Below are 19783 nucleotides of genomic sequence, written 5' to 3' on the forward strand. Positions count from 1 at the left end.
ACTCCGCTTTTTCGCAAATTTTTGCCTTATTCTTGTACCGCTCATGACACCGTGCAAAGGTTTCGTACCGTGCTTCCGACGTTGTCATCTGAGAATTAGATATTATTGCGTCGTCGTTGAAAAACAATATAAATTGTAATGCCAATTACACAACAGACGATTAATCCTATAATTATGTCCCGCAGATATTCCTTTATCAGCGCTTCATTTTCACCGATGAAATAACCTAATAATGCAAGAATGGTTACCCAAATACCGGCACCCAGGCTGGTATAAAAACTAAAAATAGGCAATTTCATTCTGGCCAAACCGGCTGGAATAGAAATATACTGCCGAATCATAGGTATCAGCCGCCCTGTAAATGTCGATATATGCCCGTGCCGTGCAAAGAAGCTTTCCATTTGCAGCAAATGATGTTCTTTGAACATGACGTATTTACCATATTGCAAGAGCAAAGGTCGGCCTAAGCGAATCGCTAAATAGTAATTAATGAGTGCGCCAAACAAGCTACCTGAAATTCCGCAGAAGATAACGGCAACCATGTTCATCTCACCTTTCGAAGCAAGATAACCAGCCGGAATCATGATAATTTCACTTGGAAAAGGAATGAAGCTGGATTCAATCAACATCAGAATAAAAATTCCTGCATATCCTAAACTGCTGACAGTACTGACAATCCATGTAATGATGTCGGTTATCAAGCCTCTCAAAACTCCTTGGAATAATAAGCTCTAATTAGGATACGAACGGTTGAAGCTATCAGCAATTCTAGAAACATGACAGGGATCTCTAAACAACAGCCCCATCATTCTCAAGCGGTTTCTTTTCCAATTTGACTAAGTCTTCGCGTTTCACACCCAGAAGCATCAGAATGGAACTACCTACCATGATTGAGGAATAAATACCAAACAGAATACCGATTGTAAGGGCTAGTGCAAAATAATACAGAACTTCGCCGCCAAATAATAACATCGCAATCACCACCATTTGTGTACTGCCATGCGTAATGATTGTTCGAGACATTGTTAGTGTGATAGCGTTATCAATTACTTGCGAAATTGATGCTCTACGCAATTTTCTAAAATTTTCACGAATACGATCAAAAATAACGACCGATTCATTTACTGAATAACCTAGGATCGCAAGGACTGCGGCTAGTACTGTAAGGGAAAATTCCCACTGAAAGTATGCAAAGAATCCGATAATGATAACGACATCATGCAAGTTGGCGATGATGCCTGCTACACCAAATTTCCACTCAAATCGCATAGCCAGGTAGGCAACAATTCCGAGCGAAACGAATAAAAGTGCAAGTGCGCCATTTTCAAGCAACTCCTGTCCAACTTGAGGACCGACAAACTCAACACGGCGCATTTCAACAGTGCTATCCGCTTGTTTAAGTGCGGCAAGCACTGTTTCAGATAATTGCGCACTGGAAATTTCAGATCGAATCGGTAAGCGTATCAACACATCGCGCGAGGTGCCGAAGTTTTGTACACTGGCATCAGGCATTTCTAGATCCGTCAGTACATTTCTAATTTGCTGGAGATCGGCTGTTTCGGTATAGCCAACTTCAAGCACAGTGCCACCCGTAAAATCGACACCGAGATTCAGTCCCTTTGTGGAAATAAAGAAAACGGAAAGAATAAATGTTGTGATTGAAATAACAGCCCCCGCTTTCCTCCAACGCATGAAGGGGATATCGCGATTAAATCTAAATATTTCCATTGTAACTTCCTTAAATGCCGATTAACTACGATTGGGTTTGTTTACTTTCCGCAGGTTTTCGTTTGTTTTTTGTTCTAGTGGTGGATTTACCGCCGGATTGGACAGCTGACCTGTTGGTATCACTTGCGTCGCTTGGGATTTCAGACGGTACATTAACATCAGATTTTCCAGACTCTTCGGTTGATTTCGGAATCTTTGGTCTTTTCTCATTCCTTTCATCCGGTGAAATCACTTCATGATTCGTTTGTCCTTTAGGTATCCAGATTTTTCCGATTGGCACATAGTCCAGCTTGCGCTTACTTCCATACATCAGATTGACCATGCCGCGTGATACAAAAATTGCTGTGAATACAGAAGTTAAGATACCTAAACAAAGCACCACTGCAAATCCTTTGACCGGACCTGAGCCGAAAGCAAACAGAGCGATACCCGCAATCAACGTGGTGATGTTGGAATCTAGAATCGTACCGAAAGCACGTTCATAGCCGGCATGAATTGCAAGTTGCGGAGATAATCCTGCCCGCAATTCATCGCGAATTCTTTCATTGATCAGCACGTTTGCATCAATCGCCATGCCGACTGTTAATGCAAGTGCAGCCATGCCGGGAAGCGTCAACGTAGCTTGCATAATGGATAATAAACCGACCAGAAGCAATAGATTAAGACCAAGAGCAAGCACGGAGATTACGCCAAAAGCCGTGTAGTAAACGGCTATAAAAATCGCAACAGCGATGAAACCATAGAGTGTTGAATTAAAACCACGGGCGATATTATCAGCACCCAGGCTTGGTCCAACCGTGCGTTCTTCGATGATATCCATCGGCGCGGCTAGTGCTCCGGCACGCAATAACAATGCGACATCTCGAGCTTCCATACTGGTCATGCGGCCGCTGATTTGAACGCGCCCGCCGCCGATTTCTTCCCGAATGACAGGTGCTGTGACAACTTCGGCTTGATTTTTTTCGATCAGAAGTATCGCCATTCTTCTGCCGACATTATCCCGTGTCAACTGTTTGAAAATTCGCGAACCGTTGTTATCCAGGTTAATATGCACGGCGGGTTGGTTATCTTTATCGAAACCAGGCTGTGCATCCGTGATACGTTCACCGGTCAATAGGACTTGCTTTTTAACAAGTATCGGTATACCACCGCGCTCTTCGTATAATTCGGTACCAAATGGCGCTTTTCCGCGTATTGCAGCATCCAGATCGTGCTCGTCATCAACCATACGAACTTCCAATGTAGCGGTTCGTCCGAGAATCTCCTTTGCCTTAGCGGTATCTTGTACGCCCGGTAATTGAACAATAACCCGATCCGAACCGGCTTTCTGGATAATAGGCTCCGCGACCCCCAGTTCATTGACACGATTACGTAGCGTCGTGATGTTTTGTAAAACCGCGGCATCTTGCATACGCAACTGTGCTTCCGGACTAATAGTCGCTACCAAATGATTGCGGTTGCCGATATCTTCATAACTAAACCCGAGATCGGAGAAAGTGTTTTTGAGTTCGGCTTCCGCTTGAGCGCGTGTTTCGGCATCGCGGAATTTAATAATCAGTTTTTTAGCTTGTTTTTCTAAACCGGCGTAGGCAATTTTCTTTTCGCGCAATGTGCTGCGAATATCGGCGCTGTATCGATCGAGAGATTTCTCGAGTGCGCCGTCCATGTCCACTGCCAGCATGAAATGAACACCGCCACGGAGATCCAGTCCCAAGTACATGGGGAGTGCTCCCAAACTTGTCAGCCACTGTGGAGAATTCGGCAACAGATTCAATGCGATAATGTAATCGTTGCCAAGTGTTGACTCCAATAAATCTTTTGCTTTGATTTGAACGTCGGTATCGGCAAAGCGTACTTTGACGCTGCCTTCTTCAAGATAGATTCCATCCGTCTCAAGATTGGCTTGTTTAAGAGTATCTTCTACACGCTGCATCAGAGTCGTGTCGGTGCTGACGCTAATGCGTAACGGCGAAATCTGTACAGCCGGTGATTCACCATAAAAATTCGGCAGTGTGTAGAGTAAGCCTAGTAGTAGTGAAACCGCAATAATCAGATATTGCCAAAGTGCGTAGCGGTTCATGGGTATCAGTCGAAAATTAGAAAAGTAAAATGGTTATAAAGCGAAAACTAAAGGATTGCGTAGCCTTTTTCAAAGCTCATTATTTGTTTTCGGTGTTGGATTTGCTGTCCTGGATTTCTGCAACCGGCTCAGCTTTATTATTATCTGCTTTGATTGCTTTGGCTTTGGGTGTTTTACCTTTCGGTTCAACGCTTCTTAGCGTTCCTTTGGGTAAAAGGGTTTGTACCGAAGATTTTAAAACTGTGATTTCAATGGCCGGTGCTATTTCGATGATGACATAGGATTCGCTGACATTGAGAATTTGCCCTAGAATTCCGCCATTCGTGATGACTTCATCACCTCTTTGCAGTGCTTCGACCATTTGTTTATGTTCTTTTGCCCGTTTTGCTTGAGGGCGAATTAACAGGAAATAGAACAGAACCAGTATACCGACCATCGGTAATAACGTTATCCAACCGGCTTCATTCTGTGTTGTTGCAGCAGCTTGGGCAAATGCGTCACTAATCAGCATCATAATCTCCTTATACCAAAAGCGCACATATTAGCATGATGACCGCTTATGCCAGAAATTCTTGTGCATATTCTTCAAATTGTTTGTTCTCAATTGCAGTTCGGATTTCTGCCATGAGCTGTTGATAATAAAATAAATTGTGGATGGTATTTAGATGAGCACCGAGCATTTCGTTGATGCGTTGCAGATGATGCAGATAGGCACGGCTAAAATGCCGGCAAGTATAACAACCGCATTGCTCGTCAGGCGGTGAGGTATCCAATCGATATTGACTATTGCGTAATTTGAGGATGCCTTGGCGCGTGTATAACCAACCATTACGGGCATTGCGAGTCGGTAACACGCAATCAAACATGTCGATGCCTTGTGCGACTGCATGCACGATGTCTTGCGGCGTGCCAACGCCCATTAAATAACGCGGTTTATTAGCGGGCAACAGCGGTGCAGTATGATTTAAAATGCGCTGCATATCGGTTTTGGGTTCACCGACCGATAATCCGCCGATGGCATAGCCGTCAAAGTCGATGTTGATTAGACCGGCGAGCGATTGCTCACGTAGCGGTTCGTACATGCCGCCTTGCACAATACCGAATAGCGCATTGGAATTGTCACTATGTGCTTGCTTGGAGCGTTCCGCCCAGCGCAGACTGAGCTCCATCGATAGGCGTGCGGCTATTTCGTCCGCCGGATAAGGTGTACATTCGTCAAAGATCATCACGATATCGGAATTGAGTGTGCGCTGGATCCGCATCGATTCTTCCGGGGATAAGAAGCAACGGTCGCCATTCACTGGCGACTGGAAATGCACGCCTTCTTCGGTGATTTTTCGCAGATCGCCCAGGCTGAAGACTTGAAATCCGCCGGAATCGGTCAGAATCGGTTGCTGCCACCCCATGAAACCGTGCAATCCCAGGTGCGCCTCGATAACCTCGAGACCCGGACGCAACCATAAATGAAAGGTGTTACCCAGAATGATCTGCGCGTGAATAGCTTGTAGTGCGGCGGGCGACATGCCTTTAACCGCGCCATAGGTTCCTACCGGCATGAAAACGGGGGTTTCAATAGTACCGTGAGCCAATGTCAGGGTACCGCGACGGGCACCATGATCCGTGCTATGTAACTGAAAAATCATAACTCTTTCTCGATCAGCATTGCGTCTCCATAACTGAAAAAACGATAGCGTTGATTAATAGCGTGTTGATAAGCGTTTCGGATATTTTCCATGCCGGCAAAAGCGGATATCAGCATAAGCAAGGTTGATCGCGGTAAGTGAAAATTGGTGAGCAACCGTTCAACCACTTGAAAACGGTAACCAGGGGTAATGAAAATTTGTGTTTCATCCAAACCTGCGGCTAATTGCCCCTGATGCGCCGATGCGCAAGCTTCCAAAGCACGTAGTGAAGTTGTGCCGACCGCCAGCACCCGGCCACCCATTGATTTGGCATTCCGAATCGCATCCACCGTGGATTGCGGGATATGGTAAATTTCACTGTGCATGGTGTGTTCGGCGATATGCTCAACACGCACCGGTTGAAATGTACCCGCGCCTACATGCAATGTGACATAGGCAATCGTTACTCCGAGCGATTGCAGCTGATTCATCATGCCCTGATCAAAATGTAATCCGGCAGTCGGAGCCGCCACGGCTCCGGCATGTTTGGCATAAACGGTTTGATAGCGCATCTCATCCGAGTTGAATGCTGACCGGGTAATGTACGGAGGTAGCGGCAACTGGCCGTAACGTTGCAATAATTCTGGCACTGGCAGCTCGTGATCGAACCGCAGTTTGTAAAATTCCTGCGTACGCTCGATCACGGTGGCCGGTATCACATCCGCCAGCAACAACCGGGAATCTGGTTTGGGTGCATGACTGGCGCGAATCGCAGCCAGCACGTGGCGTTCGTTTAGTATCCGCTCCACCAGCACTTCCACTTTACCGCCGCTATCTTTCTTTCCAAACAAGCGTGCTTTGATCACCCGGGTATCGTTGAACACCATCACGTCCCCGGAACGCACAAGCTGCGGTAAGCTTGAAAAAAACGTATCCTGACATTGTTGAGCGATACTATCCAGATACAGCAAACGGCTGCTGGTACGATGCTCGGCGGGGAATTGTGCAATCAGCTCGGCGGGCAGGTAAAAATCGAAATCCTGTGTCTTCATGCGGCCTATTATACCGGTTGCACCGGGTTTTCCGTTTGCGCAACTTGCTGTAGTTCGGGTTTTCAGTGATAATTGCGCCTTCTGTTGATTCAATCAGACAGTTCAACCGCAGGCCGAGATGGCGGAATTGGTAGACGCACGGGACTCAAAATCCCGCGATGGTGACATCATGGGGGTTCGATTCCCCCTCTCGGCACCAGTAGCAGCAACTCAAGAATATCGTATCCTCCTTTAATCAGTCAGCATATCCGCCATGCTCGGTGGTGCTGCCTTATGATTTCAGTTGAAAATCTATCAGGCAGAAATTTTCCTTCAGCACCGGTTATCATACTATTTCATCTAAGATTTTTTAATTTTTTACAAATTCTGCGGGGAATTTTTTGAATAAAGGTCAAGGAAAAATTGAAACGATTATCGAGCAAAGGAAGGTGGGTAATCGACCGTCTATAAGAATCTTCCTGTTCTGCAGTCGTGCTTTTCCTATATTTTCTGAATTTTCAATTAATAAAATCCTGTAACAAGTGGATTTATATCGTAAAAACATCAAATATTGATTGATGATAGAAACCTTTAATGCAGCGGTGGTTTGGATAAAGCGAAAAAGTTACGCCTAGTGAATAGCAGGTGCTTCTATAGATTTTTTGGCATGAGATACATCTAAATCTCAGCAGGATTCTAGTGTATCGAAAAATAAAATTGACTAACACATCATGCTAACAAGTCAATTGAAGAAACAAAATTAGAGTTTGATGACGGCTTAACTCGATGACATTACGCTATTCAGGGGAAAATGGTGCTCGTGTAAAAGTTTCCATTAAGAATCCGGTTATCGCATTATTTTACATAAGATTTTTTTCATTATCCACAAAATCTGTGGATAACTTTGTGAATAGTTACCGGTTTTGATCGATTATGTACCGATATTCTAAGGGTTTTTCTTAGATTGATTAATTATTTAACATCATAATTATATGTTATTTATCAAATGGTTGAATATTTTTTCCGATTTTTGTTTGAAAATTCGGAAATGATATTTGTCACTTTCTCTAACTGTGGATTACTTTATTTGTCAAGTGGAAATTTTTTGCTTCGATGATCAATAAGATTAAGCGGGGGATCGGATTGTGATTCGGTGATAAAGGGGATGGAGGTAGCTGGATGAAAGCGGTTACAAACAATCATTGGACTACCTCATGACTGAGAATGTCGAAAAAATCATATTCCAGTTATTGAGAATTAATTCTGGTATTTCATGTAATTAATCGTCGTATTTACGGTCTTTTTTGGGTGTGTAGGAGTCAAACTCGTAATTCATTGAATGACCGCGTTGTTTCATGATAACGGAAATCACGCTAGCGCCATATTTGAGACAGGGTATGGTTAGTCTGTCATCCTCAACAACGGCATAGCATTCACTGAGGTCAATGGTATTGACAATCGGGCAATTCGTGACATCGACTAATTTAACGTCGGTCACCAAACTGGTATCGTTATAGGTCGTAATGATAGCGGTGCCATTTTTGATAAGAATATCAGTTGCGATGGTATGGTCGCTTAATGCGAGCTGATTCAGGCCGGCATTCGCTAAGCAGGCATCTAATTTGCCATCGATGAGATTTCTGACGATTATTTGAGAACCAGCGATGCTGTTATCGACGATAAAAATGCTACTGCCTTGCACAGCAACCGGTTCCGCCAGTACCGGTTGCATGCCTGATAAGACTAAAGAAGCGGCAGATACGATTGATACTAGATATTTTTTCATAAAATAAATTCCTTGGATTAATATGAATCGGCTTATGAGTCGCTACGCATGCTTCAATTATCTGAATGATCATAGCCAGCGCATGGGATTTTAAAGATTTTTGAATAGTCAGTGTGGACCAATTTTTCGGTAGACGCAGCGTAATTGCCATGTGCTGCAAAGAAAATTGCCAGGGCCCCAGCAATCCTGAATATCATACTTTCAAGCCAAGTTTAAAATCAGTGTGATACAAATTCTGATAAGTGATTGAGCAATTCCTCTTCCTTGTAGGGCTTACCAAGGAATACGTTAACCCCTAAATCTTTAGCGATTTTCTGGTGTTTCTCCGCAGTACGGGATGAAATGATGACGACCGGAATAGCGGCTGTTTTGGGATTGCCACGGACATTTTTGATGAGCTCAAAGCCGTTCATTTTAGGCATTTCCAGATCGACCAACATAACATCCGGGGTGTTTTCTTGCAAAATGCTGACAGCTTCCGCACCGTTCTTGGCAATCAAAACATCGCATCCTTCGCGTTCCAGTAGGCGGCATGTCACTTTTCTTACGGTTAATGAATCGTCTACCACCAATACTGTGGGTGTTTTGACCGGCTTTTTATGAGAGGCATTAAGAAGCTCGGCAACGGGTGTATTGAAAACCTGCTGCACATCGTTTCGTTGCAGCAATTTGACCGGATTCAGAACCAGGATGACTTCGCCGTCCGCGGTAATGGTAGCGCCTTCCACGCCGGGTGCTTGTGCAAGCTGATCACCGATGTTTTTGGCGATGATTTCACTGTTGCCGGTCAGTTCATCAACTTGTATGGCCAGGTGTTGCGTGCCGCTATGCAGGAACAATATTTGCCCTGATTGATCGAGGGCGGGAGGGGCGCTGGGTTCTCCCAGCAGATGCGACAGATGCGCGAATCGATATTTCTTTTCATTCAATTCGATGGCGTGATGCTGGTAAATCCTGCGCAAGATTTCCGGATCGAATTCGCGATGATGTTCGACGATGAAAGCTGGAATTGCATAGTTTTGTTTACCGGCTCTTACCATGAAAGTTTGCGTAACGGACAAAGTGAGCGGCAAGTGTATGGTAAAAGTTGTTCCTTGACCGGGAACGGAGTTGACGCTGATTCTTCCGCCCAGCAGTGAAATTTCATTTTTGACAACGTCCAGACCGATGCCGCGACCGGCGATGTCGTTTACCGTATCGGTAGTTGAAAGTCCCTGCTTAAAGATTAATGCAATGATTTTATCCTCGTCCAGAGCTTCATTTTCCTGAACCAATCCAAGCCGTTGCGCTTCGGCGCGGATGCGCGATAAGTCAAGGCCGCGGCCATCGTCGCTGACAGTGATGATGACTTCGTTACTTTCTTGCCGCAATTGAATCGACACCTGTCCTGCTTCCGGTTTTCCGGCTTTTATCCGTTCCGCCGGTGCTTCGATACCATGTGCGATGGCGTTGCGCAGCATGTGCTCCAGTGGCGGGTTGATTTTTTCCAGGATATTACGGTCAATCTCAACATCCATGCCCTGGATATCCAATTGCGCTTTTTTATCCATATCGTCCGCAACTTGCCGGGCAATACGATAATATCGTTCAGCGTAATTATTGAACGGAATTGTGCGAATCTGCAGCAGTGACTGCTGCAACTGGTGATTGACCGATGCTTGCTGAGCGACCGCTTCTTCGGCGATGGTATGGGTTGTCCGCAGACTTTTTTGCGCGGCGATAATGTCGTCGACGCTTTCCGCCATCATACGCGTCAATTCCTGGAAACGGGTAAAACGATCGAATTCGAGCGGGTCAAACGATGGTTCGTTGTCCTGTTGTTGCGCAAGATGCGTTTGCATTTGTGTTTCCGCCTGAATCTCAACCTCGCGCAACTGATCGTGTAGACGATGGGTGCTTTCAGCCAGATCTTGCAACGATTGTTTGAAGCTGCTCAATTGCGCTTCTACTTTGGAGCGCAAAATGCTGGCTTCGCCCGAGTCATTTACCAGCCGGTCGATGAGTTCGGAATTGATGCGGACAATTGTTTTCGATTGCAGCGATTCAATTTTATCGATAGGCGATGGTACAGACTCGGAAATGATAACCGGTGCTACCTGCTGATTTGTAGCAATCGTGTCCATTCCACGATTTTGAAGTTGCTCGATCCGATCACTGATTGCGTCAAATTCATTTTCCAATTGATCTAACACAACATCCGAAATATTGTGTTCACGGAAAGCCGATTCGACATGGCTTTCCATGGCATGGATCAATTCTCCAAGATGCAGAGCACCCGCCATGCGGGCGCTGCCTTTCAGGGTATGCAGCAATCGCAGCATTGCCCGATGAATATCCTCGTCTTGCGGTAACATGCGCCAAGCACGCAGTTTGCCGCCGATTAGAGGGATGGATTCATGCGTTTCTTCAAGGAAAACCTGAATTAATTCCGGATTGATCGATTCGAAAGATTCGGTAACCGGAGTTTCGGGAATAACCAATTCCGGCGCTGCTGGCGGCTCTGCCGATGAGACTTCAATCTTGTCTTGAACGCGATCCTCAACGGCAGCGGTGCGGACAGCCGGTGCTTGTGTTTCCGTTTCCGTAAGTGATGGTTGCGTTGCGGTCAATTCAGCGAGGAGCGCTTGTGCCTCGAGTAATAAAGCATCGGCGTCAACCTCGGCGGTTCCTCGTTGGCGCAAGTCATGACACCAGTCGGAATAAGCTTGGTGCGCATGGTTAATGAAATCAATGAGCGGCTGAGAAGCGAGTTTTTTTGCCTGTAACCAATCATTTAATACTTGCTCCACTTTCCAGGCGATCTCGCTCATTTCTTCGAGTCCGACCATGCGGCCGCTGCCCTTGAGCGTATGGAACCCTCGCCGTAAATCGCGCAAGGTATCATGATCGGTTACGTTGACATGGCACTTTTGCAAGTCATGAGCGATGTTAACCAACACCTCATCCGCTTCTTCGAGGAAGATTGCGAGTAACTCCGAATCTCTTTGCACATCCTGCTGTTGGACGGTTGCAATGGCCGTTTCTGCTGCAATGACGGGGACGGTTGCGATATTTTCCGGTGGCAACGGCGAGTTGATGGACGCCGGTTTGAGGCGGAATAATGCCAACGCTTCTTCGATAATATGATAGCTATCGGGTTGTCCGCTTTTGCTCGCTTCGATAAAAAAGCTCAAGCTGCTTAAACCATCGACCAGCAAGATTTGCTCGGCTTCGATGATTTGATATTCCGGGTCGAGTAATTTATTGATCAAATTCTGACAATGGTTCAATAAGATATTGGCACGTTCCAGATTGAGCATGATGAGCGCGCCGGATATCTGCTTGAAAAATTCCGGAAGCAGAGACAATTCCGAGCGTTTGGACGGTTCGAAAAAGAACTTGTCCAGAATGCTTTCGATTTGATTCAGATTCGCCAGAATTTCCTGCGCGACGTGCGTTTGTATGTCAATTTCCTGGGTTTTGCTGGCGATTGCATTGAATGTCGGTGCTGACGGCAATTCGTTGGTCGTGACATCGCCCGCAGTGATTCCGATCAAGCGTGAAGTAAGAATATCTACCTGGTGCGGCAAGTCAGGCGATAGCTTGTCAAAATCGTCGATGATGGTTTCGATCAACAACAACGCAGTGGCCATTTCCATTGCCAGCTCTTCGTTCATATCTTGCGGTTGCGCGTGCAGATAAGCTACGGTATTGCCAATGGCATCGATTAATTTGATCAATGGCGCACAGTTTGTTTGCTCGGCTTGATGTCCCAGCCAATCGATATATTCAAGCAGTGGCGGCAAACTGTTCTCATGTCCGGCACAAAATTCACGCCAGATATCGTTGGTTTGCATCAGCGTGTCACGCAATCTTTCGAGGATCGGATTTAAAGCTTCAGATTCTTCAAAAGTCCGTGCGTGATCACTGGCGTTTTGGCCGGGCCAGGTATAGCACTGCTTGATGTCGTTGGTGCGTTGTCCCGTCGATTCGCTTTGGGAGATGTGATACAGCAATTCACGCAATAACACGGAGGTTTCGCTGCGTGTATCTGCGGCCAAATGGCGGATCGTTTGTTCGATTTTGCCGCATAGGCGGCGGACCGGCAGATCGATCTGACCGGCTTCGAGTGACATCAGACTTTCCAGAAAGCCGCCGGTAACCCACCAAAATGATCGCTGTTCGGCTGTGCCTGGAAATTCCTCGATTGCGGCAACCGCAGCGGTCATTTGTTGCAAGCCGCTCTGATTGGAAGGATCACGTAGCCATTTCAACAAGCCTGCTTGAAAGTCGGCAGCCAATTTCTTGACGGATAGCTTGGCAGTTGCAGCATCAATATGCGCTGCTTCGGCTTTTAGAGCCGGATTTCCGGCGAGTTTTGGAAAAAATAGATCGCTCTCGGGTGCATTTTGATAACCGTAAACTTGCATTAATTCGCGATATGCCGGAAATAGCCGCAATGGGTTCTCTTCAGCGCCGTCAATCAGCTCGTTCAAATAGAATAACAATGCTTTGGTGGATTGTTTCAATGCATCGAAAATTGCCGGATTGGGCTCGATTTTCTTAAAAATAAGCGCATCGACCAATTGTTCCATTTTTTCGGTGACGACGGTCGTGCTTGTTAAATTCAGCATCTCCAGTAGTCCGTCCAATTGATGGATATAATTGCGGCAATCCTTGATGAGATTGTCGTTGTCAAGGTGCTTGCTATATACCTCCAGATTCTGATCCATCAAAGAGAAAACTTGATAAATTCCATCTTTGATGCCGATGATTGAAGCAATATTTAGTTTCGGTTGAGCACTCATTGTTCAGTACCATCAATTCCTGTTGAAATCAGCATCGCATTACACCTTAAAATTAGATACCGACGCTTTCAATTCGGATGCAAAGCCGGTTATTTGCTTGATTGATCCGGTGGTTTTCAAGGTTCCTTCAGTGTTTTGCCTGGTAATATGAAGAATTTCTTCCATGTTGGCAACTACCTTGTGTGCGGCTCGCGTTTGCGTGCTGGTGACTTCAAAAATATGGGTAACAAGCTGCGCGAGCTGCGTTGAAACTTTCTCGATTTCTTCCAAAGCCCGCCCGGCGGCATCGGAGCGTTTCGTTCCTTTAGCCACGCCCAGCGTACTTCTTTCCATCGCGGTAATGGCATCTTGAGTGTCGCCTTGGATGGTGGTGATCAATTCGCCGATTTGCTTGCTGGCTTCCGCGGATCGTTCGGCTAAGCGTTGTACTTCTTGTGCGATCACGGTGAAGCCTTGTCCGGCTTCGCCGGCGGCGGTTGCCTGAAGTGCGGCGTTTAAAGCTAACACGTTGGTTTGATCGGTGATATCGGTGATTAATGCGACGATTTCGCCGATTTCCTGCGAACTTTCGCCTAAGCGTTTAATCCGTTTTGAAGTATCCTGGATATAAGTGCGTATTTCATTCATCCCGGCGATCGATTCGCGCACTGCCAATGTGCCTTTTTCTGCGGCGGCCAAGGATTGCTTGGCAACTTTGGCGGATTCAGTAGCCATGTCTGAAATCCCGCCGATTGATTCGGTCATGCCCAGAACCGCGATGGTCGTTTGCTCGATTTTAGCCGTTTGTTGTTGAGCGGCAGCCAATAACCCCGAAGAAACTTGCTGTGCTTGGTTCGATGATTTCACGACCAGCATGCCGGCTTGATTCACTTGTTCCACCAGCGTATGCAGTTCTTCGATCGTGCAATTGATCGCGTCCGCGATAGCCCCCGTTGTTTGGTTGGTGATATCGGTGCGAACGGTCAGATCGCCATCCGCTATTTTTTTCATGTCGTCGAGAAGTTTGACCATGGCTTTTTGCGTTTTTGCCATTTCATTTCTGCTGGAGAGATCTTGATATTGGGCGTTGCGGCGGATGGCGCGGATAAAAAAGATTAATGCCAATCCGGTACATGCGGCTAAGAATACTGTCAACCAGTTAAACAGTGAAGCCGAGTGTGTCACTTGCGCGCGAATGTCATTATCAAGCGCATCTGTTTTGTCCAGCATGGTATTGCTATGATCGGCGATCTCGTCGATTGCGGACTGAACGGTTACCGCTATCGGTATGTCTTGTTGAATGATGCGCAGATGATCGTCAAGTTTACGCAGTGATGCATAAAGATGCGATAGCAAATCCTGAATGGTTTCATCCTTACCGGAAACTGTTCCCAGTCCGTTACTACCTTGGCTTAGCACTTGCATGAGCGCTGAGATCTGTGCTTGATCCCGTGCCAATTGTCTCGATATTTCCGTCAACGTCAACTCAACCGGCATGATCGCTTTTACATTCGTAGCCACGTCGCGCACATGCATTTTGATAGCTTCTATCGCACGTACTTCTTGCGGCAGATTGCCGATTTGCAACATGCGACTGGTGATTTCTTCGCTGCGCCGGCGCAATTGTCTGTAAGTGATATGTACCGCTCTGATGCTGTTATGGAGTCTCAGCAGAGATTCTTGTTGTTTTAGAATCAATTGAATTCTTTGATCATCTTGCTGCCAGCTTTTCTGGAATGCTTCCAAGCTATGCGATAAGGGATCATTCGCAGCGGGAATGTCTGTGCCGTTCCGGTCTACGCCACCGGCTATTAACAAAGTGACGGATTGGTTGAGTTGTTGTTGATGGTTTTGCAGTTGCGAAAAAGCGGTAGCACTGCCTGTTTGCACCTGATGTACCGCTTTTACCAGTTGCAAATGCTGTATTTTTAATTGTGAAACGAGCTCCGGTTGAGCGGCGGCATGTCTGGCTTGCTGCAAGCCGATGATTAACAGGATGAGCAGCGATACGGTGAGGATGACGACAATACCGCCCAGCAGCCAATAATGATTGAGCGATAAGAGACTTTTTGGAGCGTTTTTCTTCGTGGGAAGCGTAATCGCCGGTAGTTTTTTACCGATCGCAACTAATCCGGTTGCTAGCCCAAATTTAGAAAAATTGTTTTCCATCGTTCTCTCCACAGCACAGCCTGGCTTGCTCAGTTAAGTATGCTAATCAATGACATTCGATGCCCGTTTTTACCGGAAGCGACGATAGCTTAACGGTTGGAGGGGATGATTAAAGACAAGATAAGACCGGTAAAATGAGGTCTTTTTGGAGTCAGGCGCGTGGTTCGGTGCGATGCGACGCGGATGGAGAGTGACGAAGGATAATACCGGCGTATTGCTGTTTTGTTATCCGTTCCATAACGGGAGTATTTGAAGAAACACGGATTCATTCACGTAGCATTTCATCTTACTCAGCGAATTAATCAGTGTTTCTCTAACCGTTGTTACCCGAGAAATAATTTATACGCGGGATTCTTGGTTTCATCCCAATAGCGGTAACCGAGTTGATCGAGAAACATCCGGAAGTCGTTTTTTTCTTCGGGTGGTACTTGGATACCGATTAGAACCCGGCCGTAATCAGCGCCGTGGTTACGGTAATGGAATAAGCTGATATTCCAGTTGTGGCTCATATTGTTGAGGAAATTCATCAGCGCACCAGGACGATCGGGAAACTCGAAGCGATACAGAATTTCATTTTTCACGGCTTGCGCCCGTCCGCCGACCAAGTGACGAATATGCAGTTTGGCCATTTCGTTGTTGCTCATGTCTTCGGTGGCTAAGCCGCTTTGTTTAAGTTCCTTGATCAATTGCTGCGTTTCTTCTTGATTCCGTACCGATACACCGACGAAGACATGTGCCACGCTCGGATCGGAGAAGCGGTAATTGAATTCGGTAATGCTTTTGGCGCCGAGTAAGTTGCAGAATTTTTTGAAACTGCCCGGTTGTTCCGGGATTGTGACCGACATTACCGCTTCACGTTGCTCGCCGATTTCCGCGCGCTCGGATATATGGCGCAGCCGGTCGAAATTCATATTGGCGCCGGAGGCGATCGCGATCAGCGTTTTGTGTTGGATTTTTTCGCGCGCGACATACGCCTTGATACCGGCGATCGACAAGGCACCGGACGGTTCCAGAATGGTGCGGGTATCTTCGAATACATCCTTGATCGCCGCGCAAATCGCGTCGGTATCGACTAGCAATACTTCGTCGACCAGTTCGCGGCATAAGCGGAAGGTTTCCTTGCCGACATGCCGTACCGCCACACCATCGGCAAACAGCCCCACTTGTGCCAGTTTGACGCGTCGCCCGCTTTGCAGCGAGCGGTACATGGCGTCAGCATCAACCGGCTCGACGCCGATAATTTTGATTTTTGGATACAACCGTTTTACATACGCCGCGATTCCGGCAATCAACCCGCCACCACCGATCGGCACGAAAATCGCATGAATCGCACCGGTATGCTGGCGCAAAATTTCCATGCCGATGGTTCCCTGACCGGCAATGACATCCGGGTCATCGTATGGATGAACAAACGTCGCTTGTTCTTCTGCGGCCAGTTGGATGGCATGCTCATAGGCATCGTTATATGAATCGCCATGCAACGCGACCGTGGCGCCATGACCCATTACCGCTTGCACCTTGATTTGCGGCGTAGTGACCGGCATTACGATGGTGGCGGAGCAATCCAATTTTTTGGCGGCCAGCGCGACGCCTTGTGCGTGATTGCCCGCGGAAGCGGCGATCACGCCGCGGTTACGTATGGCGGGGGGTAACTTGATCATTTTGTTATATGCGCCGCGCAACTTGAACGAGAACACTCGCTGCAAGTCTTCCCGTTTCAACAATACCTGGTTGTGGATACGCCCTGACAAATTGGCGACATGTTCCAATGGACTTTCGATCGCGACATCGTAAACCTGTGCGGTTAATATTCTCTCAAGGTAATTGTTTTTCATGACGGAAGCGGATAAAGCCGGGGAAGAGTTGGTTTGGATATAAAAAACAAAATTTTATCATGATCGGGGATGGCATGAGTTTCGTTATGGATATCGGATTTTTAACATTCTTGGAAACCGGGTGCGAGCTTCTTCCGGGAAATTCTTATGTATTGAGTAAGTTGTGACTCCATGCTTCCAATTCATTCAGTATTGCTGTCGCGTTCACATCGTTTTTGTGACCGTCACGCAATTGCGAAACATGCGTTATGAATGCATCCATTATCAGATTTCCATCAGTGTTTTCTTGCGTTAAACGCTGCAAGCGCAAGCGCTCCCATCGCTCCATTTCCGCTGGTGTCAATGTTTCCGGCCAATTGCGGGCGCGGTAGCGGAACAATAGCTCGGGTAGCCGTTGGTCGTGAAAGTCGAGTCGCATGCTTGTGAGTTGCTGTGGTGTCGCGCGCCGTATCTGCGCGAGCAGATAGGCATCGGCATTATCCAGAAAACCGTCATACAGCGCCACATCGACGTCAGCGGAAGGCTCGAATATGTGACGGGTATACGCTGCGGCCACGCGTTGGAAGAAATCGGGATAAGCATTGAGTTTTTGCCAGTGGCGGTAGCATGTATCCAGATCGAGCGCGATACGTTCGGCGGTGTCAGGGTCGAGTGTATTGCGCGGTGCCAATGCCGGACATTTATTAATTTTTACCGATTTTACCGGTAACCGTTGCATGCCCTCGGGCAATTCGCCGCTGCGGGTGAATAGCAATTGCGTCAATTCGTCGGTATTCAACGGCAGGAATATTTCCGGATCATGGCGCAAGTCATATACCAGCACGCTGTTGTTGTTGCCCGGTTCGCTAATGAGGGGCATCACCAGCGAAGTACAACCGGTTTTGGCCGGATACATGCGCGTCGTATGCAATACCGGATTGCGGGTGATGAGATCGAGTTGCGCCGACGCCTTGCGTTTATCGCGCAACTGCAAAAGCCAACCGTAGAGGCGCGGTTGCCGGGTGTGCAACAGGCGCGCCAAGGCAATAGTGGCGCGTACATCGGACAATGCATCGTGCGCGGATTCGTGCGCAATACCGTTCGCCGCGACCAGATCTTCCAGTTTGAAACTCGGCTGTCCGTCTTCATGCTGCGGCCAGGTGATTCCATTCGGACGCAACGCATACGTCATGCGCACCAGATCGATAATATCCCAGCGCGAGTTGCCTTGTTGCCATTCGCGTGCGTAGGGGTCGTAGAAATTGCGATAGAGCGTGAAGCGTGTCACTTCATCGTCGAAACGCAGCGAGTTATAGCCGACACCGCAGGTATTCGGTTGTGAGAATTCCGCATGGATGCGCGCGATGAATTCCGGTTCCAGCAATCCTTGCGCATCGGCAATCTGCGGCGTGATGCCGGTCAATAAACAAGCTTCCGGGTGCGGCAGATAATCGCGCGGCGGCTTGCAATACATTACCAGTGGTTCACCGATTTCATTCAATGCTTCATCGGTTCGTACTCCGGCAAATTGCGACGGGCGGTCGTGCCGGGGGTTGGCGCCGAAAGTTTCATAGTCATGCCAATAGAAGGTGAAAGTCATGGTTGCCGATTCATTAAGGAAGATCGTGAAAAACTTGCTTTGCTACCGGTTCGTTGCATCATTAGTGTAGTATCTTACGCAATAATTTTTAACCCGAATAAGGAAAATACAGCATGGCACGAAAACTCATCAGTTCAGGTTCGACTTTTGAAAAGGAAATCGGTTATTCGCGTGCGGTGGTCGTGGATAACTGGGTGTTGGTTTCCGGGACGACCGGTTTTGATTATAGCAAAATGACCATTTCCGAAGATTTATTGGAACAGGCGGAACAATGTTTCAAGAATATTGAATCAGCATTGCAGCAAGCAGGCTCGAGCATGAAGGATGTGGTGCGCGTGACGTATGTGTTTCCTAAGACTGAAGATTTCGAAAAATGCTGGCCGGTGATGCGTAAGTACTTAGGCGATGTCAGGCCTTCGGCGATGATGTTGACAGCCGGGTTATCCGATCCGCGTATGAAGATCGAGATTCAAGTAACGGCGTATCGAAACGCTGGGGCCGAGTGAAATCCGGGAATGATGGCAGCTATGAAATAAAAAAAAGAGCACCCAAACTTGAGTGCTCTTTTTTAGACTGTTTCCGATTAAACGTTTTGTTGTCTGCGGCGCGCAGCAAAACCCAATAATCCTAGGCCAGCTAATAACATTGCATAGGTTTCAGGTTCCGGAACAGCTGTGATGGCGAGATCTTGGTTAACACTCCATTCTTGTTCCAGTAATTTCGCGGCACCAAACGAACCGTCGCTGAAGTATACGCTCACACTTGCGTTAGCCAAGCTGCTTGGGCCGCCTAGTGTGCTGCTGGTGACAACCGGTGGTACAACGGTTTCGATCAAATCGATATCCAGGCCACTGAAATTAAAAGAATCACCACTGCTAACAGTCAATCCATCCCAGGTTTCGGTTGAATACCAGTCACCAGTCAGAAAGTTTGAATGCGTACCGCTGCTGCCAAAGACTTCCCAAATGGCGATGCCATCCGCTTGCGTACCGAGATCGTATACAACTTTTACGATGTCAACACCCGGTGTCGATGTATTGGTTACTGACCCGGATTGGATGAAATCTCCACCATTCAGGTGGATGGTTGCAGTACCTGCTAATGCGGTACTTGAGAAAACTGTTGCTGAGGCAACGATGGTAACGAGGTAACGTAATTTCATTTACAATCTCCCAAAAAATTATTTT

Annotated in this window: 13 protein-coding genes and 1 tRNA gene; 2 read left to right on the top strand and 12 right to left on the bottom strand. The window is 47.2% G+C overall.

The genetic code is table 11. The features are described 5' to 3' along the window. Positions 1–95: 95 nt before the first annotated feature. The 6 genes from KF839_RS11285 to queA form a co-directional block, all read right to left on the bottom strand. Positions 96–629: a DedA family protein gene (locus KF839_RS11285; protein WP_292917943.1), complete on the bottom strand. Its 534-nt coding sequence runs from the start codon at positions 627–629 to the stop codon at positions 96–98. A 160-nt stretch (positions 630–789) separates the two neighbouring features. Then, positions 790–1728 (bottom strand): protein translocase subunit SecF, encoded by a 939-nt coding sequence (secF, locus tag KF839_RS11290; protein ID WP_292917944.1) that lies wholly within the window; start codon positions 1726–1728, stop codon positions 790–792. A 25-nt stretch (positions 1729–1753) separates the two neighbouring features. Beyond that, on the bottom strand, positions 1754–3808 hold the full coding sequence (gene secD, locus KF839_RS11295) for a protein translocase subunit SecD (RefSeq protein ID WP_292917945.1): 2055 nt from the start codon (positions 3806–3808) through the stop codon (positions 1754–1756). 79 nt (positions 3809–3887) lie between these two features. Then, on the bottom strand, positions 3888–4319 hold the full coding sequence (gene yajC / locus KF839_RS11300; RefSeq protein ID WP_292917946.1) for a preprotein translocase subunit YajC: 432 nt from the start codon (positions 4317–4319) through the stop codon (positions 3888–3890). A 46-nt stretch (positions 4320–4365) separates the two neighbouring features. Continuing rightward, a complete protein-coding gene (gene tgt / locus KF839_RS11305; protein WP_292917947.1) occupies positions 4366–5451 on the bottom strand; it encodes a tRNA guanosine(34) transglycosylase Tgt in 1086 nt (361 codons plus the stop codon). Further along, a complete protein-coding gene (queA, locus tag KF839_RS11310; RefSeq protein ID WP_292917948.1) occupies positions 5448–6482 on the bottom strand; it encodes a tRNA preQ1(34) S-adenosylmethionine ribosyltransferase-isomerase QueA in 1035 nt (344 codons plus the stop codon). Before queA ends, tgt begins: the two co-directional genes overlap by 4 nt. A 112-nt stretch (positions 6483–6594) precedes the next feature. On the opposite strand from queA, the gene KF839_RS11315 reads away from it, so the two are divergent. Continuing rightward, positions 6595–6681: transfer RNA gene (locus tag KF839_RS11315), tRNA-Leu, on the top strand. Between the two features lie 1059 nt (positions 6682–7740). Here KF839_RS11315 and KF839_RS11320 read toward each other — a convergent pair. The 5 genes from KF839_RS11320 to sbcB all read right to left on the bottom strand — a co-directional run bounded on the left by KF839_RS11320 (position 7741) and on the right by sbcB (position 18596). Further along, on the bottom strand, positions 7741–8247 hold the full coding sequence (locus KF839_RS11320; protein WP_292917949.1) for a hypothetical protein: 507 nt from the start codon (positions 8245–8247) through the stop codon (positions 7741–7743). Positions 8248–8465: 218 nt separating this feature from the next. Next, positions 8466–13034, bottom strand: a complete 4569-nt coding sequence (locus KF839_RS11325; protein ID WP_292917950.1) for a hybrid sensor histidine kinase/response regulator — start codon at positions 13032–13034, stop codon at positions 8466–8468. Between the two features lie 39 nt (positions 13035–13073). After that, the gene (locus KF839_RS11330; RefSeq protein ID WP_292917951.1) at positions 13074–15182 is read right to left on the bottom strand and encodes a methyl-accepting chemotaxis protein; all 2109 of its coding nucleotides are present in this window, start codon (positions 15180–15182) and stop codon (positions 13074–13076) included. Positions 15183–15505: 323 nt separating this feature from the next. Next, positions 15506–17017: a threonine ammonia-lyase, biosynthetic gene (gene ilvA / locus KF839_RS11335; protein ID WP_292917952.1), complete on the bottom strand. Its 1512-nt coding sequence runs from the start codon at positions 17015–17017 to the stop codon at positions 15506–15508. A gap of 145 nt (positions 17018–17162) precedes the next feature. Further along, entirely contained in the window at positions 17163–18596 is a 1434-nt protein-coding gene (sbcB, locus tag KF839_RS11340; protein WP_292917953.1) for an exodeoxyribonuclease I, read from the bottom strand. A 113-nt stretch (positions 18597–18709) separates the two neighbouring features. Here sbcB and KF839_RS11345 point away from each other — a divergent pair, with 113 nt between their 5' ends. After that, positions 18710–19102: a RidA family protein gene (locus KF839_RS11345; protein WP_292917954.1), complete on the top strand. Its 393-nt coding sequence runs from the start codon at positions 18710–18712 to the stop codon at positions 19100–19102. 77 nt (positions 19103–19179) lie between these two features. Here the strand turns inward: KF839_RS11345 and KF839_RS11350 are convergent, their stop codons facing one another. Then, the gene (locus tag KF839_RS11350) at positions 19180–19758 is read right to left on the bottom strand and encodes a PEP-CTERM sorting domain-containing protein (RefSeq protein WP_292917955.1); all 579 of its coding nucleotides are present in this window, start codon (positions 19756–19758) and stop codon (positions 19180–19182) included. Positions 19759–19783 lie beyond the last annotated feature (25 nt).

Origin of the sequence: Nitrosomonas sp. (assembly GCF_019635155.1) — a bacterium.
Taxonomy (GTDB): domain Bacteria; phylum Pseudomonadota; class Gammaproteobacteria; order Burkholderiales; family Nitrosomonadaceae; genus Nitrosomonas.